Below are 22,224 nucleotides of genomic sequence, written 5' to 3'. Positions count from 1 at the left end.
TTATTATCTTATCATCAATAGGATAAAAACAACTGTTCCTTTTACCCGTCAACAGAGTGGAAAATTAATACAAGCGATAATAACACGAATTGGGTACAAATGAATATGATATAAAAAAATCGAGCACTTCTGAAAGAAAGGATGAATTTCCAATGTTCCCATGGAATTTATTCCCTTTTAATAAAGACACGAAAAACAAAATGCAGCAAATGAGACCTGCCGAGATTCAAAAGTATGTACATGATATGATGGATAAGCTGATGCCAGAATCTCTGCAGAAAATGAACACTGATGAAATGTTCCAAAACATGTCACAAATGACGAATCGACAAACAGGAGCTGAGCCGAACAAATTTGATTATCTAGTATTTGAAACACACCATCACGTCTATGTACGAATTCCTATTAAGGAAGAAATTTGGCTGGAAAGAGTAAAGGTATACTACACCTCCAGTCAATTGATTATTCAACATATACCAGATGAAGAAAGCAAACATACAATTAATCTTCCTTCCCTTGTCAGAAGAAAGGGATCAACAGCCAATTATAAAGATGGTGTATTAGAAATCATGATTCAAAAAAACACACAGGTGCAATATTCTGAGATCGAAGTGTCGGATCTACATTAATCTTCCGAGAAAGGGTGTGCCGAAAATTATGTCGTTTGAAAACCTGGAAAAAATTTATCAGTTTCATGAAAATCCAACTAATGATATGCTCTGGAATAACTTATTTCAAGACTCGCCAAGCCAGCAGCATTTTTTTAATGGTAGGAATGCCATTAAAAGCAATAATCAGTTTCCCCCTTGTGATTTTTATACAAAGAATGGAGTTTGTTATATTGAAGTAGAGCTTCCGGGCATGACCCCGGAAAATGTTGCCGTTAAGTGTGAAGATCATACGCTTCATATTGCTGGGCATTTTAAGACACTTTGTGAAGAGTATGCCTATTATTTAAAAGAAAGGCAAAACCGGAGTTTCCATAAAGTGATTACATTGCCATATGCCATTAGGAAGGAAGAGCTTTCTTTCCAATTTAAAAACGGAATACTAATCATCCAAATACCGCCTGCATCGAAATAAAAAATCAACTCGGTTGCTTTGAGTTGATTTTTCTTGTTTGTTACCCATTATTTAAAGCTTTTATCGAAGCAGTAGAAAGGTCGTTCTTTTCCAGGAAAATGTAATTCTCCTACTTTGTTAAAGCCATTTTTCAGAAACAGATTTTGTGCTTTTTCATTGATGGCATATGTGTCTGTTTTTAAATAGAAGGTGTCATTTTCAATAGCAAAAATTTCAGCGAAAGCAAGGAGCTTGCTTGCTATTCCCCCGCCGCGTATTTCAGGATCAACCATTAGCCTGTGAATAACATAAAAGTTTTTTTCCGTTAATGTCCATTCAATTAAATCATAGTTTTTACCGCCGATACGGTCAATCGCAATAGAGCCGACTACTTCTTCATCCATGATTGCAACAAATGCAGAACTGTTTTCAATATCTGTTTTAAAATCCTTTTCAGCAGGATATTTATCAGACCATTGGTCATTTCCTTCTTCATTCATTATTTTTATTGTTTTTGCTGCTATATTCATAATTGCATCTAAGTCATTTATCGTTGCTAGTCTAATTTCCACGCTCAATTCTCCTATTATAGTATTTCTTTATTATTCCCCGTTTACTTGAGACTATTTCATTTTTTCTAAAATGAACTATATGAAAAACCATTATATAAATTTCTCATCAAAAAAACCACTAAAGTACACAGCTACAGAAAATAAAATAAAATTCAAAAACGCGGAAATTTTCACATAAAGAAAAAAACCAAAGGAACTATTCCTTTGGTTTTTTCAACAACTATTATTTACCTATAAATTGCTGTGTCCAGTAATTCCCGTCAGCTACATAGCCTACCCCAATATGAGTAAAATTGCTGCTTAAAATATTAGCGCGATGGCCTTCACTGTTCATCCATGCTTTCACCACTTGCTCTGGTGTTGTTTGACCTTTAGCAATGTTTTCGCCAGCTGCTTTATAGGAAACACCAAATTGCTTCATCATATCAAATGGGCTGCCATATGTCGGGCTTGTATGATCAAAATAATTGTTCTTGCTCATATCCTCAGACTTAGCTCTTGCAACTTTGCTTAACTCTGTATCTAGAGTTAAAGCAGGAAGACCTTGTTTAGCTCTCTCTGCATTTGTCAATTCAACAACTTCTTTTTCAAATGCACTCACACTTGAAGAAGTTTGTGTGGCTTCCGTCTTCTGTTGGTTTGCCGTTGTATCCTGTGCATTAGCAGTGTTTGCTGTTGTAGTTGTTTTATTGTCAGTTGCTGTTGTGTTTGTAGGTGCTTTTGTTGTTGCTGTCTCCTTATTTACAGTGTTGCTTGTGCTGCCATAATAGTTTTTAAGCAACTTATTTATATCAATATTACCTGAAAACTGCTTCATTAAGGCATTGATTTGCTCTTCATTAAGATTATATGATTGATACGTTACTTTCACCGCTTCTCTCTCTTGATTAGAAGCTGCATCTGCCTGATGCATAACCGGATTTGACATGAATAGTGCTGCAGCTGCTGCTGTTGAAAAGATTAACTTTTTCTTCATCTAAAAAATCCTCCTAAAATATGAATTTCTTAATATCGTATTAAAGGCTTGCTTACAGAAAAATCATATCATACGATTTTTGTCATATTTGTGGATAAAATATCCAACAAGTAAAAGCTAATTAGCTGCAGCAGCTTTTATTTCGCTTAAACCACTTATCGCCCAAAGCATGGTGAAAACTTTTCTAATTCATTAGAAGTTCAAATTATTTTACTTAATTATCCAGCAGATACATATTAAGTATGAAATTAAGTATTGACAAGTTTTGAAGCACAGTCTGTTCATAACAAATATGACAATAACTTGACTTACATAACAGGAAATCAATAATTGTTACTACTGAAAAAAGGGCTGTATATATCCAAAAAAAGGTGGAATAGTAAAAAGGAAGAAGAAGATATAAAGATGGAAGGAAGTATAGTTATGAGTACACCTTATGCTTGCCCAAATTGCCGGACAAATAGAAGCAGATTCAATATTATCCGCCAAGTGCCCCAATCTGTAAAGTTAGACCCTCAAACTGGAAATATTGTAGAAGAGTATACAGCAGATAATCTTTCCCCCTTTCATATTGGCTATAACGGTCCTGACAATCGTATCCAATGTGCAGCTTGCGGACTGGTAGATGAAGAAAGAACTTTTGCTAAATTTGGAGAGATGCGCTAATAAACAAACAAGATAAGCCGTATGCATCTGCATACGGCTTTTGTTTCTATAATGGAAAAAACTCGTCATCAATTAAAACTTTCCACGGCTCAATAGGTGAAGTTCTGACTAACGTCAGCCTTTTCATTTCACTTTTTCTTTTTTCATTTTGAATATAAAGCTGCCACTCCAAGTTTATGTGTAAAACAGTTTCAAATTGATAGTCCTTTGTCTCCTCCACTTTAAACAGCTTTACATTTTCCAGTTCTTCCAAAGCAGCTCGCCAATCCAGTTTTTCTGTACTTAAGTGGTTTAAGATTGTATTATCCTGCTCTTTCATTCCTGCAACAAAGGAGCGCACAGTATCATTTGGATCTTGCTTGTCTAGCTCCATTTTTAAAATACCAGCTGCTTTATATACCATGAGCTTATGTGATAAATCCATATTGTCGGTCTTATGGGTAGTGCTTCCTAAAAAATGAATACAAAAATGGCCTGGAAACTTATTCTGTAATGCTCCTGCCCCATGTGGCATCCCATGCATCGATGCAGCTAGCACTTGATCATCCTTCAAAACAAGAATCGATCTTCTTTTCCAGCTCCATTTTCCGCCGTAGATTTCTTTCATAATCTTTGTATCAGCTGTTGTAAGTGGCTGGACATCAGCATGCTGTGACCCTGCTCTCCGCTGTGCATGAAATAACTTGCCTGTTTCCATATCATAAATGGAAAACTTGCTGTAACGTGGAATGACCTTATCTGCTTCCTTCCATTCGAGCAGCTGAATGCCGTATGTGATTGGAGCATTCTCCTTTGTTTCAGCATGGACGTTTGACACCATAAAAAGACTTGCGGCAACAGCAACAAAAAGAATGAACTTTCCCTTTTTGAACAAAATTACCCTCCTCTACACTTTAGCTAAAGAAAGTTTGCCCGTTTTATTGATAGTTCATTCTAAGTTATTGCGGCAACTTGTCAGATTACAGATTGTCTAACTGTTCTTTGATATGCTGCCAATCAATATTTTCACCGATAAAGACTAGATTTAATGGCATCTTCATATCTTCTCTCATCATTAAGGGCATTCCGTAGGAATACTGAAATAAATCAGGGTAGTGATTTTGATGGAATTGCACATAGCCTTTAATGCGATATATAGTGTCAGGAAGCTCCTTAAGAAATGCTTCAAATTTATCTGAAGCAATTGTATGTTTAAAATGATAGACAAACGAACTAAGCTGTAACGTTTGAATTGTTGTTTTGACTGTTTCTTTCGCGAATTGCATCGTCATATCTTTCAATTTTTGTACTGGAAGCTTTGAATAACTTGTTAATATAGCGAATGCTTTCGGATTGATGCTTTGAAGCTCAAACGTGACTTTTAATTTTTCCGCCTCTGTTAACTGGTCCTGTTTATTTATTAATATCATGTTGGCATGACGTATTTGCTCAATTAGAAGCTGCCCAACTGCTGGACTCATTTTGGAACGCTCTAGCCAAAGCTTCCCATCCATAACCGTTATAATTCCTTTAAGCAATAGTTTATCAGCAAAAATGGGTGAAAGGATGCTGTCCATCGTTTCAACAGGATGTGCCGCACCAGTAGTCTCTAGGTAAATTACATCTGGCTTTTCCTCTATCAGCAGTGATTGCAGCTGGCCTTCAAGCTTATCTTGAATCGTGCAGCACACACATCCTCCTAACAGCTCCTTCAGCGGTACATCTGCTTCGACTTCATTTGAATCAATCGATATATCACCAAATTCATTCATTAAGACTGCAACTTTTCTGCCTTCTTCCTTTTCATGAGTGAGCAGTCGCTTCAACAAAGTTGTTTTCCCGCTCCCTAAAAACCCTGATAATATAAATACTTCCGTTTTTTTCATCGTTATCCTCCTTAACTATAAAAGCATAACAATGGAAAAAGGAGGGCAAGTAGAAAATGCCGCTCCTTTCCATATTACTTTTTCAGTTCTTTATTTAGTATTTCGATTGCTTTTTTCATTTGCGTATCATTCTTTTGGATTTTTTCACTTAACTTTTCCATGAGCTTAAGCGTTGTATCTCCAGTAATGACGCCATCTACCTTTAATTTTTCTTTTTCTTGGAATTCCTTCGTTGCTTCCTCTGTACTTTCATCGAAATAGCCGTTCGCATTTTCAACTTTATAGCCAAGTGCATTCAGCATTTCCTGTGCAGTTTTCACTTCATTGGAATTCGAATCCAGTTTTAACTTCGTATCTGGATTAATAATCGTCAATTTTGCATAGCTTGGAAGTTCTACTTTATAGGTCGGTTCAATTCCTTTTTCATGAATCCACCTGCCATCTGGTGTCAACCATTTATCAGTGGTGAATTTAATATTGCTTCCATCTGATAATTCAATAGCACTTTGAACAGTACCCTTACCGAAAGACTTCACTCCGACTAACGGAACGTCTGCAGACTGATTTACAGCAGCAGCAAGGATTTCAGAAGCGCTGGCGCTTCCCTCATCAATCAATACTACTAATGGCAGCTTGTTTGCATTCGTGTTTTCTGAAGCAACTTGTTCAATTTTACCATTTTTATGCTCCACTTGGAAAATAAGCTCTCCTTCAGGAATAAACAGGTTGGCTATTTCTTGAACTTGTGTCAGCAATCCGCCTGGATTTTGTCTTAAATCAAGAACAATCCCCTTCATGCCTTTCTCTTTGAACTCATTCAGTTTATCAACAAGTTCTTGGGCTGTGTCTGACGAGAAGCTTGTGATTTGAATTTCAGCTATGCCGTCATCACGAAGTTCTCCATAAACCGTCTCAATTGGTATGGTGTCCCTGACAATATCAATTTTTAACGTATCTTCACTGCCAGCTCTCTCTATTTCAAGGCTTACAGTTGTCCCTTTTTTGCCTCTTATAAGTGTGACAGCTTCAGATGAGCTCATGCCTTGCAGGCTTTTGCCATCTACAGTCAAAATATTGTCATTCGGTTTCACTCCGGCTTTTTCTGCAGGAGACCCTTTTATTGGAGACACAACAATAATGCTGTCATCCTTTTCTTGTATTTCGGCTCCAATTCCTTCAAATGAAGAAGAAATACTTTCATTAAAGCTAGATGCCTCCTCCTGGTTCATATAATCAGAATAAGGATCATCTAATGCTGTGAACATGCCGTCAATGGCTCCATTCACCAAGTCTTCTGTGTCGACATCTTGATAAAATTTATCCTTTATCGTATCGTACGCAGAGTAAAGCTTAGAAAATTCGCTTCTGTCTGTACCAACCGTAACAGCTGGCTCTTCGCCAAACGCGAGTGCAACGGTTGTAATCCCTGCAGCTAATATAACCGTAAAGAAAATAAGCATGACAAAGTGAAATTTCTTTATGCGGATAAAACTGTGATCTTTATCTCCCGCTTCGTTTTCCTCATTTATGTTCTTTTCATTCTCCAAATAATTCACCACTTTCATTTGCCCTTTTGGCACCGCGATACATGCCTTTTATAATCAACAGTATCAAAAAAATTGGGTTAATTTATGACATAATTATGAATAAATTTTGAACAAATATCTTTTCTTTAGATTTTTCTAACTTGTTCAAAATATTCCTCTAATGTCCAATTGTTTTCAAAGATATCTTTTGCTGATTTTTTGCCGACATACCGGTAATGCCATGGCTCAAATTTATATTTGGTGATATCCTCTTTTCCTTTCGGATAGCGAAGAATAAACCCGTAAAGATGGGCTTTATCATGGAGCCATTTTCCTTCTTTCGTGTCTTCAAACTCTTCGGTGAGCAGGAAATCGGCACTTTCAGCAGAGATATCCATTGCAAGCCCTGTCTGATGCTCACTGTTTCCTGGATATGCGACTGCTTCTTCTGCTTTTTTCTCTCCGACCTTATCAACTTCTGCCTTAAACAGAACGGACTGACGGTCGTAGGATCGGTAACCTGACACTGCATACAGGATGACACCGTCTTTTTTTGCAGCATTGAACATTTCTTCCAAGGCAGATGCTGCTTCTTTTCTCAAATAGCTTTTTTCGATGTCTTGATCTCCAAAGGAAAACAGCACATCTGGCCTTACCATATCTTCCGGTGCATAACCATCAGGTAAACCGAAATCCTTGTTGACAAGAGAGACAGTATTCGTCGGATTTTGAATAATGTTCCGGCCGTCCACCACTTTAATGTCATTGAAAAATGCTGCTTCAAGAGTCCAAGGGATTTCCTCCTCAGAACCTTCGCTTTCTGAGTCATTTTCCTGTGTGCTGTCTGCAGTTCCTTCTTCATTTGATTGCTCTGTGTCTTTATCTCCATTCCCCGTTGTTTCTTCTGAAGCCTTATCCTTATTTAAAAAGGGAATGTGTTCTGTAATGCCATCCAGTTTACTGCACCCTGTCAAAAGGGCAGTAAGCAACAGCAGCAGCGCTAGTTTTTTCATTCTCCACCCCATATTACACTTGTACAAAAGTACGCTTATTCTTTAATTGCAGCTTCGAGTGACACCTCAATCATTTCATTGAAAGTTGTCTGTCTTTCTGAAGCTGTCGTTTCCTCTCCTGTCAAAACATGGTCACTTACAGTTAATACAGACAAAGCTTTGCGGTTAAATTTAGCTGCTAATGTATAAAGTGCTGCTGATTCCATTTCAATCGCTAGAATTTGGTATTTAGCCCATTTTTCCAGCTCAGAATTATCGTTATAGAACATATCTGCCGTAAATACATTCCCGACTTTAAGAGAAAGGCCCTTTTCAATGCCTGCATCATATGCCTTTTTAAGCAGATCAAAGTTTGCTGTCGGTGCGTAGTCTACGCCACCGAAAGTAATGCGGTTCATTTGCGAGTCAGTTGAAGCGCTCATTGCTAAAATGACATCGCGAACTTTAACATCCTGCTGGATAGCACCGCAAGTTCCGACTCTGATTAGATTTTGAACGTTATAGCTTGTCATTAATTCATTCACGTAAATTGCGATTGAAGGAGCTCCCATGCCTGTTCCTTGAACAGAAATTCTTTTTCCTTTATATGTACCTGTATATCCAAACATATTTCTCACTTCGTTATAGCATACCGCATTCTCCAAAAAATTCTCCGCGATATACTTTGCTCTCAAAGGATCTCCAGGAAGGAGTACCGTTTCTGCAATTTCGTTTTCTTTTGCGCCAATATGTACACTCATTTTTAAGTACCTCCATTGATAAGAACATTTCAATAAAAAATATATTAGGAATCATTTCCATATCCTAAACATTCACTATTTGTACTATATCATATTCTAGATTTGGGATAAATACAATTAATAGCAGGATAACAAAACTTTAATCGGCAATACTAATTTTAGCTTTTCCTTTGGGTTAGGAAAACATGCTAATACACACAAGTAACTTTTAAAATTTAAATGTTGAAGGAGATATTATTATGGGAAAAAAGCATCGCAATCGAATTAACTCTCCTAAAAAAAATAATCATATACCGAAAGAAGCCATTATTGCTGAACACGAAGCACATGGCAAAGAAATGTCTGCTAGAGAAAGAAAGAACTAAAAAAAGCAGGTGTGACCAAAAACAGTCACACCTGCTTTTTTAACCTGCATATTTGTTGATTAAATGATAGAGATTCCCCTTTAAGTCTGCCAGCTCCTGCTTATGAATACGCAAGGAGACATAGCTTTCATCCATATCAAGAGCCTCTGCGAATAATCCAGATAGCCCCCTTTGTTTTCTGTCAATCTGAAGCATAACATCGAGCTCATTTTCTGTAGCTGTTAGAATGACTAATTCAACCTCATCCAGCTTACCCCTAAAAGAACCGGAGACCGGAACGAATTCAAACTCCTGCACGAATGGAAGTCGCATTCGATGTGCCCGGCCTGCCTCTTTACAGCCGCCGCTTTTCATATGAAAACCCAGCTCCTCAAAAGCATGGAACACTCCTCTAGTGAATGGAGATGGAACGATATTAATATGGTCGACATCATTTGGGTCAATAGCTTGTTTAATATCAAGGCCTGTTGAGATCCATACTTTTGTTCTGCCTATCGTAAAGGGAATATCATATGGAAGCACACTCGAAAATGGGATAACCTTTTTCTCTTTTGCCTCAATAGTAAAGGCTCCTGCAGCAAGGAATTCTCCAATCAAGGCCGTTTGTGATTCCTTTTTATCGTCTCTTTCTATTTCGTATTGTGTATACAGTCTGACATATATGGCGTCAATATTTTGAGCAACATTGCCTCCTGTAATATTTATTTCTCCCTCTATCTGTTCACCTGGTAAATAATCGGATTTTTTCAGCACCGTATCAAGTTTTGCTGCGCCAACGCCTACACTTGCCAAGGCTTTTTTAAATATAGACATAATAATTTTTTCCTCCCGCTATTTGCAAAATGATTTTGTTGTAATCATTTACGGAAGGGATGTTATAAAAGTTTCAATTAAACTAAAAAAAAAACAATAAAAAATGGCAAGAGCATTCTCCTGCCATATGAACGAAATAACCTGCTTTTATATTAAACTGTTTTTTCCAAACTTACATTCACTATTCATCCAATTCCTCATCAATAATGTATTTCTCAAGAAGATATTCAAAAGTTATGTCAGCTAATTCTTCCATTTCATCTTCTGTGGGAACGTATCCCCTTTTTAATAGCTCACGAAAGAAAAACTCAGCAATTTCCTCCGTATCTATTATTACGTCAATCTCTTTCAAGCATATCGCCCCCTTTTGTAAGAATATATGTGACATAAGGTAAAACATGCAAAGCTTTTGTACAAATTATCGGATAAATTAAAATATTTTTCAAGAAAAAAGAGACATGTTTAGAGGGCCAGGTTCATATTTATTACTATTGACACTGCAAAACCTAAAATATCGTGAATTATGGGGGAAAATACTGTGAATAAGTTCCAGCATTTAGTCGAAGCTTTTAAAGAAGATGTGAATGAAGATAACAGCAGTATTTTAGGAATATTTGACAAAGGACTCAAAGCATTGTTTTCATTAGTATTGTTCGGCTGTATTCCTTACTTCCTATACCTTATTCTCTAATCTAGTGTAGGTCAAGCTTAGAGCTTTTGCTTATCATCCTTGCTGCTTAACTGTTTTAGCTTTCTAATGGTCAGTCTCATTGCATGCTCATACTCTAAATCTTCGAACATCTCATACAATAATTGATAGTCATTATATATATCAAGCAAACCATCAATCAATTCTTGCTTTTCCTTCGTGCTTTCAAGCAGCTCTTTTTCCGACTTACGGTAAGAGCTGTTAGTTTTTTGCAAGTTTACCGGTTTCTTTTTCTTATCCATTATATATAAGAGACCCAGCTTTTGAATAAAGCTGTCAGCATTTTCTGCATCTGCCACTAAAGTGAGTTCTTCTTCCCCTGCCTCAAGCCATTCTCCATCACTAACTCTTGACAGTTCATAAATGATATCTTCCCATGCATCTGATTTGTAACGCCAAATTTCTGTGCGGAAACCCATGATTTTAAAAAGATTGGATCCATAGCCTTTTACTTTGACAAGGTCACCTATAAAATAGCGATATTCAATGTCTATTTTTTCCGTATCCATCAGCTCTCCTTCGAATTCTGACAGCATCTGCAGACTGGATTCCAAATATAATCCTTCACTTTTATTCACTTCGTAGACATGCATGTCATCAAGCCACTTCACGTCTGTGATTTTGCCAACGGTTCCATAGATAGTGATGACAACAGTATCGCCAATTTTAAACTTCGGTTTTTTTCGGTTTCCCATAGTAAAAAGTCCTCTCTAAACAGATTGTGCGATATTCGGTCCGCAAAAAGCAGCACCCTTGCCCCCACAGTCATGCTTAAAGACTTAACAACTAAAGTGGGGGATTTTAATAAGAAACTACCCTTTCATAAATCCACATCTCATCTTCATCCTTTTTTTGTTCGCTGTTTTTCTTATCTGAGATAATATATGCATCATCCTTGCTAATCGCCAATACTCATGTTCTATTTCATTTCGTTTTTTTCTAAATCAGCCATTATACAGGGAATGGACGTTTTGTTAATCCAATATATGTAGCTGACAAACTATTTTAGAATACACTTTAACCAAAACACGGGTTTCATTAAAAAATGGGCAAATAAAAAAGCATTTCGCAAAAAATGCAAAATGCTAATAACGGATTTCCTTTTCTTCTTGAAACAGATACGTTTCCCAAGCTTCATCAAAGATTCTCATACTATCCAAATAATGACCATTTAGCTCTAAATAATTGCTTATTTCATCATAATCAAAGCTGTTTTTTGGGAAGCTGTGATCTAAATAAGCATGATTGGCAAAGTGACTTATGTTATCTTTTGGCTGGGGATGGCGGAATTTCATTAAAAAATGATAAAAAGATTTAGTCATCGTTCCTCTTCCTTATCCGAAATAATATACCGTATACTATACATAACAAGAAATAATGGTGCAAGCATTATTCACTTTTTATAAGACTTCCAATCTATGCCTATTTAACGCTCCTCTTGGTTCCTATTATGTTTAATTCAGAAAAGGCAGGATATAATATAGCATGGCGATATTTAAGAAAGCGGGGAAATACAGTAACTTCTATGAAAAACAAAACTTTTATTCTAGTAATTACCAGTGTATTTGGGATAGCCTTATTTTTGCTGTATTGCCTCTATCATCCCGGCAAAACAAGCTCCAGTACTAAAAACGTCTACGACAAAATAAAGGCAAGTGAACCAGTATCCTATCTTGTAATCGGAGACAGTATCGGAAGAGGTTCTGGTGCGAGCAAGGATCAGACTAAATGGTTTTATTTGCTTGAAGATAAATTATATGACAATTATGGTTCTCCATTAAAACGGAACATGATTGTTCAAAGTGGAGCCACAGCTTTTGAAGGCTTATATAAATTCAAGAATTCCAGTATCCAGAATATTGATCTAATCTTTATCGTCTTTGGAGAAAATGACCGTAAATACATGAATAATGACGTTTTTTATTATTTATACAGCCAGCTTCTTCTCCAAGTAAAAGAAAAATATCCTGCAGCTGAAATCATTACCCTTACAGAAAGCAGTTTAGATAATGAAAATTTTGCAGATGTCATCTCTAAAGTGTCTGGGGAATACCAGGCAACAAATCTTGACATGAGAATTCCATTTCGTGAATCAGGAAAAAGAGCAGAAGAATTAACGAAGGATTTGGTTCATCCAAATGATAAGGGCTATCAGCTTTATGCTGAATATATTTACAAGCATTTCAACAAACAGATACAGAACAAGGAAAAGAGTACAGAACTGCCCTTGAATGACTATGCGGCTAAAGCAATCAATATGGTAACAAACAACGATTATACATTTAAAGACAGCTCTTATGTGAAAAAGCAAGGATATTATACTACTGATGATAAGGGTGCCGAACTTGGCTTTACCTTTAAGGGCACCTATCTTGGCGCAAATGTAATAAGAGGTCCGCTGGGCGGCTTAGTTGATGTCTATATCGACGATGAATTTGTAACAAGTATTTCGACATGGTGGCCATTTGAAAAACCAAGGTCTGAGTTTATTGCCGGCGGACTTCCAGATGAAACACATAAGGTAATCTTTCGCTCAGCAGGTAAAGCTTCCTCCCATAACACTTCAGGGTATCACAGAGTGCAGATTTCGTCTGTGATTGTTCAAGACAAATAGTTAACATAAAAAAGGCAATCCTCTAAAACGGATTGCCCTTTTCTTTGTATTGATTAATCTTCAATCAAACAACACTTTGTATTTGCCGTAGCCTTCTTGCTCCAGATCTTCCTTTCTGATGAAACGAAGAGAGGCTGAGTTCATGCAGTATCTTAAGCCTGTTGGATCAGGGCCATCATTGAATACATGGCCAAGATGTGAATCAGATTCTTTCGTCCTAACCTCTGTCCTAACCATAAAGTGACTAGTATCTGTTTTTTCTACAAGATCTTTCTCACTAATAGGCTTAGTAAAACTCGGCCAGCCGCAGCCTGCATCATATTTGTCATTTGAACTGAACAAAGGCTTGCCAGAAATGATGTCGACATAAATACCATCAGCAAATTCGTTCCAATATTCATTATGGAAAGGAGGCTCTGTTCCATTGTTTTGAGTTACTTCATATTGAATTGGTGTCAGTTTGTCTTTTAATTCTTTTTTATTCATGCTTTTCCCCCCAGTTGTTTTTAATAAAAGCAGCTCTTCCTGAGCCTACATGATAGGCGTTATAATGCAGCGAATTTTTTTTGTAGTAACCTTGGTGATAATCCTCTGCGTCATAAAAAACAGATGCCGGAAGTATCTTCGTTGCAATCGGCTTGTTAAATTTGCCGCTTTCTCCTAATGCTTTCTTTGAAAGTTCAGCAAGTCGTTTCTGTTCTTGATTATGATAAAAAATAGCTGTTTGGTAGGATTGTCCTCGATCAAAAAACTGGCCGCCTGGGTCTGTCGGGTCAATCTGTTGCCAATATATATCAAGCAGTTTTTCGTAAGGGAACAATTCGGGATCGAATGTAATCTGGACTGCCTCATAATGACCTGTCGTTTCAGAGCAGACTTCCTTATAAGTAGGATTTTCCTTATGGCCGCCCGTATAGCCGGAAACAACAGAAATAATTCCAGGCTCCTGATCAAACGGCTTCACCATACACCAGAAACAGCCGCCGGCAAATGTTGCTTTTTCATATTGTTTTTCCATACCATACACCTCTATTCCATTTAGTATGTATACTATCTATTCCCTATAGGGAGTGTAACAACACTTCTTTTATTAGCTTAAACAAAATCGCCTGAGAAAGCAAAAAAGAGGCTTGCTGAATAATAAGAGGGAGAGCATGCCTGCACTCCCCATTCTCATTATTATTTTCGCTTTGCTTTTATCGTTTTTTTGATACTCTTCCATTTCTTCTTCTCATCTGACTGAGCTTTTTTATTCTGCTTTCTGTCAAGATAAGCAAGTTCTCGCTTCATTTTGAAATAGCTGTTCAGGCGGCCTGACTCCAGCTCTCCGTCCTCTATTGCCTGTTTGACAGCACAATTAGCTTCCCCCATATGACCGCAGTCTCTAAACCGGCAATTTTCAGCCAATTCCTCGATATCAGTGAAACTCTCTAAGATACCGGCACTGCTGTTCCACAGCTGCAATTCTCTCATCCCTGGTGTATCAATTAAAACACAGCCATTAGGCAGCACGAGCATCTCCCGGTAAGTTGTCGTATGACGGCCTTTGTCATCGTCTTCCCTAATTGTTTGCACCGCTTGCTTCTCATAACCTAATAAATAGTTCGTTAATGTAGATTTGCCTACACCGGAAGATCCTAAGAGGGCAATTGTTTTTTGCGGCTGCAAGTAGTCGTTCAAAAGATCAAGCCCCCGATTCTCATGGACACTTACCGCGATTACCGGCACACCGAATGCGACTGCTTCAACTAAAGCGACTGAATCCTCTACATTGTTAGAAAGCTCTGATTTAGTAAGGAGAATCACTGGATTAGCGCCGCTTTCCCATGTCAGTGTCAAATATCTTTCGATTCTGCGCAAGTTTAAATCCTCATTCAGAGAATTAACTAAGAATATCGTATCCACATTTGCTGCTACGATTTGCTCTTCTGTAGTCTGGCCAGCTGTTTTTCTTGAAAATTTACTTTTTCTCGGAAGAACTGCCATTATCGTGCCTTTTCCTTCATTAAGCCGCGGCAGCACAGCGACCCAATCTCCTACTGCAGGATAGTCCTCTCTTCCGACAGCTTCAAAGGAAAGTTTTCCTGACACCTCACACAATAGCTCGCCGAATTCCGTAAAAATCCGGTAAATCCTCTTATGCTCTAATGCAACCCGACCTGCAATAATACCCTCTTTATTTAAGTGCGCTAATGCGCTTTTTAGCTCTTCATTGAACCCGATTTTATTTAAATCCATTTTAATCCTCCATTTTTATGCATAATAAAAAACCATAAGCACGTACAGCCCATGGTTTTCACATGCATTCAAATGCAGAATGTAATTCACTTACTTCATAAAGTAAGCGTAGGGCTGTACGATATATGCAATTGCCTTATTTACACAGATTAACTTTTTCATCGTACATCACCCTTTCCGTTATAATTAGTTATAGTATATACCATTTTTTTCTTTTTGTACATATAATTTCCGATTAGAAGATTATTTTTTAGATAGGCACTGTATCATTCGCTTTGCATAAGATGAAGCAAATTGAGCAAATAGGAGTGATACTATGAATAAACAAGGAGACAGCTTTCCCATTCATGAAGCGGGCATGTACAATCTGTTAAGCGATTATTATAAGTATACAAATCCAGAACTTCATATTTACTATTACCAAAAACATCTTCAAAGCCTGAAAATGGCACTCCCGCAAAACATAACAGCAGATACGGAAAGGCAAGCAGAATACGGCAAAATCCGCTTTATCCATGCATCTGTTCAAAAGCCAGCTGTCGATATTTTCATCAATGGAGTAAAAATATTTAAAGAGGTACCCTTTAAAAGCACTACAAATGATATGACCCTGCCAGTAGGCCGCTATCAAATAGACATTTATGAAACAGGGAAGATGGTTGATTCGCTCTGCAGCCAAAAAATCCTTGTAGAAAGTAACATCTATCATACTATTACCTTTTTAGAATCTGCCAATCAATATTTAAAGCTTTACTCCTACCGGGAAGATCCTTTTGTGCATGCAGCTGAAACAAAACTGCGTTTCATTCATCTTCATCCAAAATTGCCAGCATTAAATATTGCTGTCCAAAAAGGAGATGTTGTTTTTCCTGGTTTACACTTGAAGGCATCTACTTCTTACTTAGGGCTATACCCGATGACTGTCTATTTAGAAGCGCGAGATGCAGACACAAATAGACAAATTGCAACTCTTCCTCCTTTAACATTAAAGGAAAACAAAGCGTATTCTGCTTTGATTCTTGAAGGTTCCTCAGAGGAAGCTCCCACAGATATCTTGCTTATATCTATATAAAAAAGGCAGAATATCCATTCTGCCTTTTTACAATTGATTATTCCGTTGGCAAGAGCAAGTTGAAGCGAATTCGATTGTTTTCCAAATCAAATTCCTCTACTTCCGCCGCCATACCGTCGCCGATTTTCATATTAGTAAGATGCACATCAATAGTCTCATCATCGGGATTAATATTAACCCATGATGGAAGCTTATACTGATTCTCAATAAATTTCATTACATAGGAAACGGGAAGAGACAGCTGTCCGATACTGATCGATTTCTGTCTTAATGTAAGGTCCCCATTGTCCAATGGAATTGGTTCAAATGTAAGCTTCATTTCTATATCACTGCTAAAGATCGGCAAATAGCCAAAAAGCTCTACTTCGTCATTAAGATTTACTTCATAATGAACAGGCCCATTTAAGCCTTCTTTTTCCAAATAATTGTTGATAAGCAAAGTTAAGTCTTCTTTATTTGTTGTCACTTGAAACGGAATAACATCTTCGTTCTGTGAATCCACTCTGTCTGCCGATTTGTCAGCAGGTAAAAACACAAGGGTGACAAGGACTAACAGGATAATTATATTGATGGTTGCTAATATTAAAAAAGCTGTTTTCCATTTTTTCTTAAACAAACTCATTCTCCTCTGTTTTCTCTATTCAAGCGCTTCATTGCTAATATTTCCCCAATCGCCTCTTCTTTTACTGTCTGATAAATTTCGTCAGCAATCAATTTATAGCCTTTATCGTTCGGATGAAAATAGTCTGTATAAAGAAGGTTTTCAGATGAATCAGCAAAAATGTGTTCAATGGGCACAAAATAAGTATTGTTATATAGAGTAAGAATATTTTCTCCCGACATATTCCATTCTGTCACAATATCATTCATTTCATCCACGTCAGAAAACCATTTTGTAAAGGGATTATATACACCAACGAGGACTATCGCAGCTTCTTGATTATCTTTGCGAATTTCCTTCAGTATATTATAAAGATTCGTCTCAAATGTCTTCATTTGCCCTGTAAAATCATCGAGCTGCAAATTTGAGATATGATCGCGAACAACTTTCATAATATCATTGCCGCCTATTGTTAAAACAACCATATCTGCATCTCTGATGGAATTCTTGACTTCATCAGATTTAATTTTTTTGAGCAGCTGGTCTGTCCGATTGCCTTTAACACCAAAGTTGCTGATAGTGACGTTCCCTACTCCCTCTTCCTGCTTAAATAGTTGCTCCAGATAAGGGACATAGCCGCCTTTGCCAGTACTGTCACCAACACCCTGTGTCAAGGAATCACCGGCTGCGACAACATTCAAGTCCTCCGATATAAAGCTTTCTGGGACTTCCTGCTTCATGGCTACAACCGTTTCTTTCGAATCATTCCTATGAAAGGAAGTGTTGGTTGTACAAGAAGTAAGCAAAAAAAGCGTTATAATTGAAATCAGTAAGGTAAATGGTCTCATTGGCTAACACCTACCTTTATTGCATTTTTAATCATTATAACATATGGATAAAAGAATGGTTTTTACATTTTTATCCTTCTACCATTAGGCCAAAACTATGCAAATACTTTTTGCCTTTATTGAAAAAAGACCTATTCATTAGGCCTTATATTGTTTTACAGAATGAATGATAGGTAAAAAATAGCTAAAACATTTAGTATGTATGATTGAATAGGCATTTGAAAACAAGCACTTAACTATATAGTGGGATATAAACCTTAAAAGTTGTACCCTTGCCTTTTTCACTTTCGACTTCAATCTTGCCTTTCATTTGTTCAATCATTTGATAGCTGACCATCAATCCCATGCCAGTACCCTTTTCTTTTAAGGAATAAAAAGCTGTTCCTAGTCTGCCTAATTCCTCTTCTGTCATTCCAATACCCGTGTCCTTAATTTCAAAAACCCCAAAACCAGCTTTTTTGTATAAACACACGCTTAACACACCTCCGTTAAGCATGGATTCTATTCCATTTTTAAGAATATTGATCAGCACTTGCTTCAATTCACTGCTGTTTGCGCGTATATAAACCTGCTGGATGTCACGTTCAAAAGTAATGCTTTTCGACATCAATGCATAAGAATGCATTAAGTCAATTACCTTCATGATTAAATCTTCTCCATCGACTTTTTCACTTTGTTCAATTCCAGGCTTCGCTAAAGATAAGTAATCATTAATAATTGTCTCTGCTCTGTTCATTTCTTCAATCATAAGCTTTATGTACATTCGTTCCTCTTCACTAATATGTTCTTTAGCAAGAAATATCTGCAGGAAACCTTTAACAACAGTCATTGGATTTCTTATTTCATGGGCTACAGAGGCTGCTAATTGGCCAATCGCATTCATTTTTTCCGCACGCTGCAGCTCCCGGTGGATTTTCGTGTAGTTCATAATATTGTCCATCTCGTTTAAAGCTTCTTCTACTGAATTCAGCTCAATATCCCGAGACAATGTCCCTAATTCTTTCGAGGTTTTAGAAAGTCTTGTAAAAAGCATAGCAAGCTTTCTAACCATTTCGTTAAGACTGTCGCTGATTGCCCTTATATCGGATGCATGATGGCTGTTTAGCTCCACTTCCAAATTGCCGCTGCTAATCTCCTTAAGTCCCCATATTACCTCTTTTAAAGGCAATAGAAGCTTGCTGATTGCTCTTTTCGTATAGATAAACAGAAGTGCAGCCAAAAACAAGAATAGAACCACAAGCCACAATGACAGCTTGTGAATGCTGCTAAACAAACTATCTGCTGAAATGTCCATTCCTATCGCGCCGATAACATTCATGCGCTCGTCTGTTATAGGTATGAATGCAGTATAAATATGGCTGCCATTCTCCTTGCGGAAGCCGCTGTAATCCGGAATTTTTATTAGAGGAATTTTGCTCGTTAACGCTGCACTGCTTGATGTGAAATAGGCTCCATCTTGTTGAAGGACTGACCATTCCTTGCAGGAGGAAGCTTCGTCATATATACAAATATATGTTTGAAGCACTTTTTCTTGTTGGAATGTATAGCTCGATAAGAGGTGTTCCTTATCATCATCACTCATAGAGCCGCTGGCGTAAAACTCCCCATCCGTTAAATGGTGTGCTGCAAAGTTTAACAGACTGTCCGTGTGTTCAGAGACAGCTTTCTTCCACTCATGAGAAGTGATGACATAGATGGATATTATTGCAGCAATTAACAGGAAAAAAGGCATACAAAAAGAGAATAATTGAATTTTATTTAAAAGAGGAAATTGCTTCACTTTTTTCATCATGTTACCCACCAAATCCTTTTAATTCCTTTTTCTAGAAATATAACTAAAAGAATTCGACAGAATTAAACGAAATTCCTCTTATTCCGCTAACTTTTTTTATGAAAGAAGGAGACGTTTAATTGTCCCCTTTCATTTTAGCGAGTTGCTCCTCATATAAATTTCTTAATATATAGACTTTATATAACTCTAATTTTCTTTGTTCTTGTGGATGCCGGTTCAACCCTAACTCTTTTAATCGGGCAACATACCAGCCTTTTGAACCATAATATGCCATTATTCTCTCCCCCTTAAAAAAAGATCCCCTTTACACTATATGTTAATAGGTTATTTCCTATGACCTAAAGCTGTGTACAAAAAAAAGAGATTGATTAATATCAATCTCTAAAAAAAGCTATTCCGCATAATAGCTAAAACCTAAAGCTCCTTGACCTGTGTGTGTGCTAATAACAGGTGTTGTGAAATCAATTTCTATTTTATTAAACCCTGAAACTTTTTCGATTGCATCTGAAAGCATTTTCGCATAATCAAGGCTGTCGGCATGAGTTATGCCTACTCTTTTAATCGTTTTCCCAAAGCATTCCTCCGCGAACGCATTTGCTAAGAACTTTACTGCCTGTGCTCTGCTTCGCACTTTTGTAACGGGTGTGTATACTCCGTCTTCCAAGGAGGCGATCGGCTTAATGTTTAAGAGTGAACCTATAAAGGCTTTTCCTTTACCAATCCTTCCACCTTTAATTAGGTTTTCAAGGGTATCGACGACAACAAATAATTTAGTATGCTTTTTGACATGCTGAATTTTTGCTAATATGTCCTCTTTATCGATACCGTTTTGTGCCATCATAGCAGCCTCAATAACTTGGAAGGATAAGGCTTTAGAAATATACTCAGAATCAATTACGGTAACATCTGCCTCTGTTAGTGCTGCAGCGCTTCTTGCAGAGTCAACTGTTCCGCTCATTCCTCCAGTCATATGGATGGAAATAACCGTATATCCTTCGTCTGCCAATTTATTATACGTTTCAAGAAAAACTCCCACTGGAGGTTGGGATGTTTTCGGAAGATTTTCTGCTTCCTTCATTTTTTGAATAAATTCTGCTGGGTTTATATCTACTCTATCTAAAAAGGTTTCTCCGTTTATTGATATTGATAACGGGATTACTTCAATGTCATATTTTTCAATTAATTCTGATGCCAAATCTGCCGTTGAGTCTGTAACAATTTTAATCTTTTTCATTTCACACTTCCCTTAGTAAAAATCTTGCCTTTTGTAAAGCGTTTTCTTAAACTAAAATTATACATCATTAGTCCTATAAATGGCAAGCAGAAACCTAAACTGGCAATCTGGCAATAAAACACCGTCTACAACTATATAAAAAAACCCCTAATGGAATCAGGGGTTTCTCTAAAAACTGTTAACGCCTTTATACAAGCAAGTTAAACAGGTTTGAATCCTTATTCAGCTCTGTATACGGAAAGCCTTTCAGATCCATTCTTTCAATAAGTCCTTTATAGTCTTCTCTGTGCTTCAGCTCCAAGCCGACTAATGCTGGACCATTTTCTTTATTGTTCTTTTTGATATATTCAAATCTTGTTATATCATCATCAGGACCGAGAACCTCATCAAGAAATTCCCTAAGTGCTCCTGCTCTTTGCGGGAAGTTAACGATGAAATGGTACAACAGCCCTTCATATAATAATGATCTTTCCTTAATGTCCTGCATTCTGTCAATATCATTATTTCCGCCGCTTATAACAACAACAACATTCTTGCCTTTAATCTTGTCCTTATATAAGTCCAACGCTGCGACAGGAAGCGCTCCGGCTGGCTCTGCTACGATTGCGTGCTCATTATAAAGAGAAAGAATCGAAGTACATACCTTTCCTTCCGGAACGAGCAGGATATCCTCGAGCAGCTGTTTACATACATCATAGCTTTTCTCCCCAACACGCTTAACAGCAGCACCGTCAACAAACTTATTAATTTTATCTAGTGTAATAACTTTGCGCTGCAGAACCGATTCTTTCATCGAAGGTGCTCCGGCAGGTTCGACACCAATCATTTTTGTCCCAGGTGAAACACCTTTAATATAAGTGCTTAACCCTGCCATCAGCCCGCCACCGCCGATGCTTGCAAACACATAATCGACAGGCTCCTCGATGTCATTCATGATTTCAATGCCTACCGTTCCTTGACCTGCAATGACATGCTCATCATTGAACGGATGGATGAACGCTCTTTCTTCCTGTGTTGCACATGCGACTGCTTCTTCATAGGAGTCATCAAACGTATCACCTACAAGAACGACCTCTACATTACTTTTCCCGAACATCTTCACCTGCGTTACTTTTTGTTTCGGTGTTGTTGCAGGCATAAAGATTTTCCCGTGCACACCTAAATATCTGCAGGCATATGCCACTCCTTGTGCATGGTTGCCAGCACTCGCACAGACTACTCCATTTTTCATCTTTTCTTTTTCCTGCATGACCATAGAATAAAAGGCCCCTCTTAATTTAAAGGAACGCACATGTTGTAAGTCTTCTCTTTTCAGATAGATATTACAATCATATTTTTCTGACAATCTATGATTTTTTTGTAAAGGAGTATGGGCCACTATGTCTTTAATTCGCTGGTACGCAATCAGAATATCCTCCAACTGCACCGTTTTTTTCATTACATTTTGTTCCATATCCACACCCTCATTTCACAGCTTTTAATTTGTACATTATAACATGTCAGAGAAGGAAATCCATC

At 37.4% G+C, this 22,224-nt stretch carries 27 protein-coding genes; 7 read left to right on the top strand and 20 right to left on the bottom strand.

Features of this window, described 5'->3' with window-relative positions:
* The first annotated feature begins 152 nt into the window (after positions 1-152).
* Positions 153-629 carry an Hsp20/alpha crystallin family protein gene (locus M3600_RS08825; RefSeq protein ID WP_233313491.1) on the top strand — a complete coding sequence of 159 codons (477 nt, stop codon included), beginning with the start codon at positions 153-155 and terminating at the stop codon, positions 627-629.
* 28 nt (positions 630-657) lie between these two features.
* The gene (locus tag M3600_RS08820; protein ID WP_233313490.1) at positions 658-1,083 is read left to right on the top strand and encodes an Hsp20/alpha crystallin family protein; all 426 of its coding nucleotides are present in this window, start codon (positions 658-660) and stop codon (positions 1,081-1,083) included.
* 47 nt (positions 1,084-1,130) lie between these two features.
* Here M3600_RS08820 and M3600_RS08815 read toward each other — a convergent pair whose 3' ends face one another.
* Both M3600_RS08815 and M3600_RS08810 read right to left on the bottom strand, forming a co-directional pair.
* Complete coding sequence (locus M3600_RS08815; RefSeq protein ID WP_233313489.1) at positions 1,131-1,634, bottom strand: GNAT family N-acetyltransferase; 504 nt, start codon at positions 1,632-1,634, stop codon at positions 1,131-1,133.
* 223 nt (positions 1,635-1,857) lie between these two features.
* Positions 1,858-2,610: a CAP domain-containing protein gene (locus M3600_RS08810; RefSeq protein WP_237941614.1), complete on the bottom strand. Its 753-nt coding sequence runs from the start codon at positions 2,608-2,610 to the stop codon at positions 1,858-1,860.
* A gap of 423 nt (positions 2,611-3,033) precedes the next feature.
* Here M3600_RS08810 and M3600_RS08805 point away from each other — a divergent pair, with 423 nt between their 5' ends.
* Entirely contained in the window at positions 3,034-3,276 is a 243-nt protein-coding gene (locus tag M3600_RS08805; RefSeq protein WP_233313487.1) for a DNA alkylation repair protein, read from the top strand.
* Between the two features lie 46 nt (positions 3,277-3,322).
* Here the strand turns inward: M3600_RS08805 and M3600_RS08800 are convergent, their stop codons facing one another.
* From M3600_RS08800 to deoD, 5 genes are all read right to left on the bottom strand, one after another.
* On the bottom strand, positions 3,323-4,150 hold the full coding sequence (locus tag M3600_RS08800) for a hypothetical protein (protein ID WP_251645437.1): 828 nt from the start codon (positions 4,148-4,150) through the stop codon (positions 3,323-3,325).
* 85 nt (positions 4,151-4,235) lie between these two features.
* Positions 4,236-5,141: a CobW family GTP-binding protein gene (locus M3600_RS08795; RefSeq protein ID WP_251645435.1), complete on the bottom strand. Its 906-nt coding sequence runs from the start codon at positions 5,139-5,141 to the stop codon at positions 4,236-4,238.
* 74 nt (positions 5,142-5,215) lie between these two features.
* Positions 5,216-6,706: a lmo1851 family serine protease gene (locus M3600_RS08790; RefSeq protein WP_285854761.1), complete on the bottom strand. Its 1,491-nt coding sequence runs from the start codon at positions 6,704-6,706 to the stop codon at positions 5,216-5,218.
* A gap of 107 nt (positions 6,707-6,813) precedes the next feature.
* Complete coding sequence (locus tag M3600_RS08785) at positions 6,814-7,680, bottom strand: M15 family metallopeptidase (protein WP_233313484.1); 867 nt, start codon at positions 7,678-7,680, stop codon at positions 6,814-6,816.
* Between the two features lie 35 nt (positions 7,681-7,715).
* Positions 7,716-8,420: a purine-nucleoside phosphorylase gene (gene deoD / locus M3600_RS08780; RefSeq protein ID WP_233313483.1), complete on the bottom strand. Its 705-nt coding sequence runs from the start codon at positions 8,418-8,420 to the stop codon at positions 7,716-7,718.
* Positions 8,421-8,659: 239 nt separating this feature from the next.
* On the opposite strand from deoD, the gene M3600_RS28895 reads away from it, so the two are divergent.
* Positions 8,660-8,785 (top strand): hypothetical protein, encoded by a 126-nt coding sequence (locus M3600_RS28895; protein ID WP_282581397.1) that lies wholly within the window; start codon positions 8,660-8,662, stop codon positions 8,783-8,785.
* 39 nt (positions 8,786-8,824) lie between these two features.
* Here the strand turns inward: M3600_RS28895 and M3600_RS08775 are convergent, their stop codons facing one another.
* Together M3600_RS08775 and M3600_RS08770 are read right to left on the bottom strand one after the other, a co-directional pair.
* Positions 8,825-9,598, bottom strand: coding sequence for a sporulation protein (locus tag M3600_RS08775; RefSeq protein ID WP_233313482.1), 774 nt, complete (start codon positions 9,596-9,598; stop codon positions 8,825-8,827).
* A gap of 181 nt (positions 9,599-9,779) precedes the next feature.
* A complete protein-coding gene (locus M3600_RS08770; protein WP_251645433.1) occupies positions 9,780-9,950 on the bottom strand; it encodes a YozD family protein in 171 nt (56 codons plus the stop codon).
* Between the two features lie 186 nt (positions 9,951-10,136).
* Here M3600_RS08770 and M3600_RS08765 point away from each other — a divergent pair, with 186 nt between their 5' ends.
* Positions 10,137-10,289: a hypothetical protein gene (locus M3600_RS08765; RefSeq protein ID WP_233313480.1), complete on the top strand. Its 153-nt coding sequence runs from the start codon at positions 10,137-10,139 to the stop codon at positions 10,287-10,289.
* A gap of 17 nt (positions 10,290-10,306) precedes the next feature.
* Here M3600_RS08765 and M3600_RS08760 read toward each other — a convergent pair whose 3' ends face one another.
* Together M3600_RS08760 and M3600_RS08755 are read right to left on the bottom strand one after the other, a co-directional pair.
* Positions 10,307-11,002 carry a hypothetical protein gene (locus M3600_RS08760; RefSeq protein WP_233313479.1) on the bottom strand — a complete coding sequence of 232 codons (696 nt, stop codon included), beginning with the start codon at positions 11,000-11,002 and terminating at the stop codon, positions 10,307-10,309.
* A 390-nt stretch (positions 11,003-11,392) separates the two neighbouring features.
* Positions 11,393-11,629 (bottom strand): YozE family protein, encoded by a 237-nt coding sequence (locus M3600_RS08755; protein WP_237941616.1) that lies wholly within the window; start codon positions 11,627-11,629, stop codon positions 11,393-11,395.
* Between the two features lie 203 nt (positions 11,630-11,832).
* Between M3600_RS08755 and M3600_RS08750 the strand changes: the two genes are divergently transcribed.
* Complete coding sequence (locus M3600_RS08750) at positions 11,833-12,921, top strand: SGNH/GDSL hydrolase family protein (protein ID WP_251645431.1); 1,089 nt, start codon at positions 11,833-11,835, stop codon at positions 12,919-12,921.
* A gap of 60 nt (positions 12,922-12,981) precedes the next feature.
* Here the strand turns inward: M3600_RS08750 and msrB are convergent, their stop codons facing one another.
* From msrB to rsgA, 3 genes are all read right to left on the bottom strand, one after another.
* Positions 12,982-13,407, bottom strand: coding sequence for a peptide-methionine (R)-S-oxide reductase MsrB (gene msrB, locus M3600_RS08745; protein WP_251645426.1), 426 nt, complete (start codon positions 13,405-13,407; stop codon positions 12,982-12,984).
* Positions 13,400-13,939: a peptide-methionine (S)-S-oxide reductase MsrA gene (gene msrA / locus M3600_RS08740; RefSeq protein WP_251645416.1), complete on the bottom strand. Its 540-nt coding sequence runs from the start codon at positions 13,937-13,939 to the stop codon at positions 13,400-13,402. Before msrA ends, msrB begins: the two co-directional genes overlap by 8 nt.
* Before the next feature lie 161 nt (positions 13,940-14,100).
* Entirely contained in the window at positions 14,101-15,159 is a 1,059-nt protein-coding gene (gene rsgA / locus M3600_RS08735) for a ribosome small subunit-dependent GTPase A (protein WP_237941618.1), read from the bottom strand.
* Positions 15,160-15,475: 316 nt separating this feature from the next.
* Here rsgA and M3600_RS08730 point away from each other — a divergent pair, with 316 nt between their 5' ends.
* Positions 15,476-16,231, top strand: coding sequence for a DUF4397 domain-containing protein (locus tag M3600_RS08730; RefSeq protein ID WP_233313473.1), 756 nt, complete (start codon positions 15,476-15,478; stop codon positions 16,229-16,231).
* Between the two features lie 37 nt (positions 16,232-16,268).
* Here the strand turns inward: M3600_RS08730 and M3600_RS08725 are convergent, their stop codons facing one another.
* From M3600_RS08725 to ilvA, 6 genes are all read right to left on the bottom strand, one after another.
* The gene (locus M3600_RS08725; protein ID WP_233313472.1) at positions 16,269-16,847 is read right to left on the bottom strand and encodes a YpmS family protein; all 579 of its coding nucleotides are present in this window, start codon (positions 16,845-16,847) and stop codon (positions 16,269-16,271) included.
* 2 nt (positions 16,848-16,849) lie between these two features.
* A complete protein-coding gene (locus M3600_RS08720; protein ID WP_251645407.1) occupies positions 16,850-17,680 on the bottom strand; it encodes an SGNH/GDSL hydrolase family protein in 831 nt (276 codons plus the stop codon).
* A gap of 232 nt (positions 17,681-17,912) precedes the next feature.
* Entirely contained in the window at positions 17,913-19,472 is a 1,560-nt protein-coding gene (locus M3600_RS08715) for an ATP-binding protein (RefSeq protein ID WP_233313470.1), read from the bottom strand.
* Between the two features lie 115 nt (positions 19,473-19,587).
* Entirely contained in the window at positions 19,588-19,746 is a 159-nt protein-coding gene (locus M3600_RS08710; RefSeq protein ID WP_233313469.1) for a YflJ family protein, read from the bottom strand.
* Positions 19,747-19,863: 117 nt separating this feature from the next.
* On the bottom strand, positions 19,864-20,706 hold the full coding sequence (locus tag M3600_RS08705; RefSeq protein ID WP_251645405.1) for a DegV family protein: 843 nt from the start codon (positions 20,704-20,706) through the stop codon (positions 19,864-19,866).
* Between the two features lie 187 nt (positions 20,707-20,893).
* A complete protein-coding gene (gene ilvA / locus M3600_RS08700) occupies positions 20,894-22,159 on the bottom strand; it encodes a threonine ammonia-lyase IlvA (RefSeq protein ID WP_233313467.1) in 1,266 nt (421 codons plus the stop codon).
* Between the last annotated feature and the right edge of the window lie 65 nt (positions 22,160-22,224).

The sequence above is a fragment of the Niallia sp. MER 6 genome (assembly GCF_023714395.1).
Classification (GTDB): domain Bacteria; phylum Bacillota; class Bacilli; order Bacillales; family Cytobacillaceae; genus Niallia.
Note: the sequence above shows the minus strand (reverse complement) of the source record. Positions and strands in the feature narration are given on the sequence as shown.

Coding starts and splice junctions, on each gene's coding strand:
- M3600_RS08825 (WP_233313491.1), top strand. CDS start 153: ATGTTCCCATGGAATTTATTCCCTTTTAATAAAGACACGAAAAACAAA.
- M3600_RS08820 (WP_233313490.1), top strand. CDS start 658: ATGTCGTTTGAAAACCTGGAAAAAATTTATCAGTTTCATGAAAATCCA.
- M3600_RS08810 (WP_237941614.1), bottom strand. CDS start 2,610: ATGAAGAAAAAGTTAATCTTTTCAACAGCAGCAGCTGCAGCACTATTC.
- M3600_RS08805 (WP_233313487.1), top strand. CDS start 3,034: ATGAGTACACCTTATGCTTGCCCAAATTGCCGGACAAATAGAAGCAGA.
- M3600_RS08795 (WP_251645435.1), bottom strand. CDS start 5,141: ATGAAAAAAACGGAAGTATTTATATTATCAGGGTTTTTAGGGAGCGGG.
- M3600_RS08790 (WP_285854761.1), bottom strand. CDS start 6,706: ATGAAAGTGGTGAATTATTTGGAGAATGAAAAGAACATAAATGAGGAA.
- M3600_RS08785 (WP_233313484.1), bottom strand. CDS start 7,680: ATGAAAAAACTAGCGCTGCTGCTGTTGCTTACTGCCCTTTTGACAGGG.
- deoD (WP_233313483.1), bottom strand. CDS start 8,420: ATGAGTGTACATATTGGCGCAAAAGAAAACGAAATTGCAGAAACGGTA.
- M3600_RS28895 (WP_282581397.1), top strand. CDS start 8,660: ATGGGAAAAAAGCATCGCAATCGAATTAACTCTCCTAAAAAAAATAAT.
- M3600_RS08775 (WP_233313482.1), bottom strand. CDS start 9,598: ATGTCTATATTTAAAAAAGCCTTGGCAAGTGTAGGCGTTGGCGCAGCA.
- M3600_RS08760 (WP_233313479.1), bottom strand. CDS start 11,002: ATGGGAAACCGAAAAAAACCGAAGTTTAAAATTGGCGATACTGTTGTC.
- M3600_RS08755 (WP_237941616.1), bottom strand. CDS start 11,629: ATGACTAAATCTTTTTATCATTTTTTAATGAAATTCCGCCATCCCCAG.
- M3600_RS08750 (WP_251645431.1), top strand. CDS start 11,833: ATGAAAAACAAAACTTTTATTCTAGTAATTACCAGTGTATTTGGGATA.
- msrB (WP_251645426.1), bottom strand. CDS start 13,407: ATGAATAAAAAAGAATTAAAAGACAAACTGACACCAATTCAATATGAA.
- msrA (WP_251645416.1), bottom strand. CDS start 13,939: ATGGAAAAACAATATGAAAAAGCAACATTTGCCGGCGGCTGTTTCTGG.
- rsgA (WP_237941618.1), bottom strand. CDS start 15,159: ATGGATTTAAATAAAATCGGGTTCAATGAAGAGCTAAAAAGCGCATTA.
- M3600_RS08730 (WP_233313473.1), top strand. CDS start 15,476: ATGAATAAACAAGGAGACAGCTTTCCCATTCATGAAGCGGGCATGTAC.
- M3600_RS08720 (WP_251645407.1), bottom strand. CDS start 17,680: ATGAGACCATTTACCTTACTGATTTCAATTATAACGCTTTTTTTGCTT.
- M3600_RS08715 (WP_233313470.1), bottom strand. CDS start 19,472: ATGATGAAAAAAGTGAAGCAATTTCCTCTTTTAAATAAAATTCAATTA.
- M3600_RS08710 (WP_233313469.1), bottom strand. CDS start 19,746: ATGGCATATTATGGTTCAAAAGGCTGGTATGTTGCCCGATTAAAAGAG.
- M3600_RS08705 (WP_251645405.1), bottom strand. CDS start 20,706: ATGAAAAAGATTAAAATTGTTACAGACTCAACGGCAGATTTGGCATCA.
- ilvA (WP_233313467.1), bottom strand. CDS start 22,159: ATGGAACAAAATGTAATGAAAAAAACGGTGCAGTTGGAGGATATTCTG.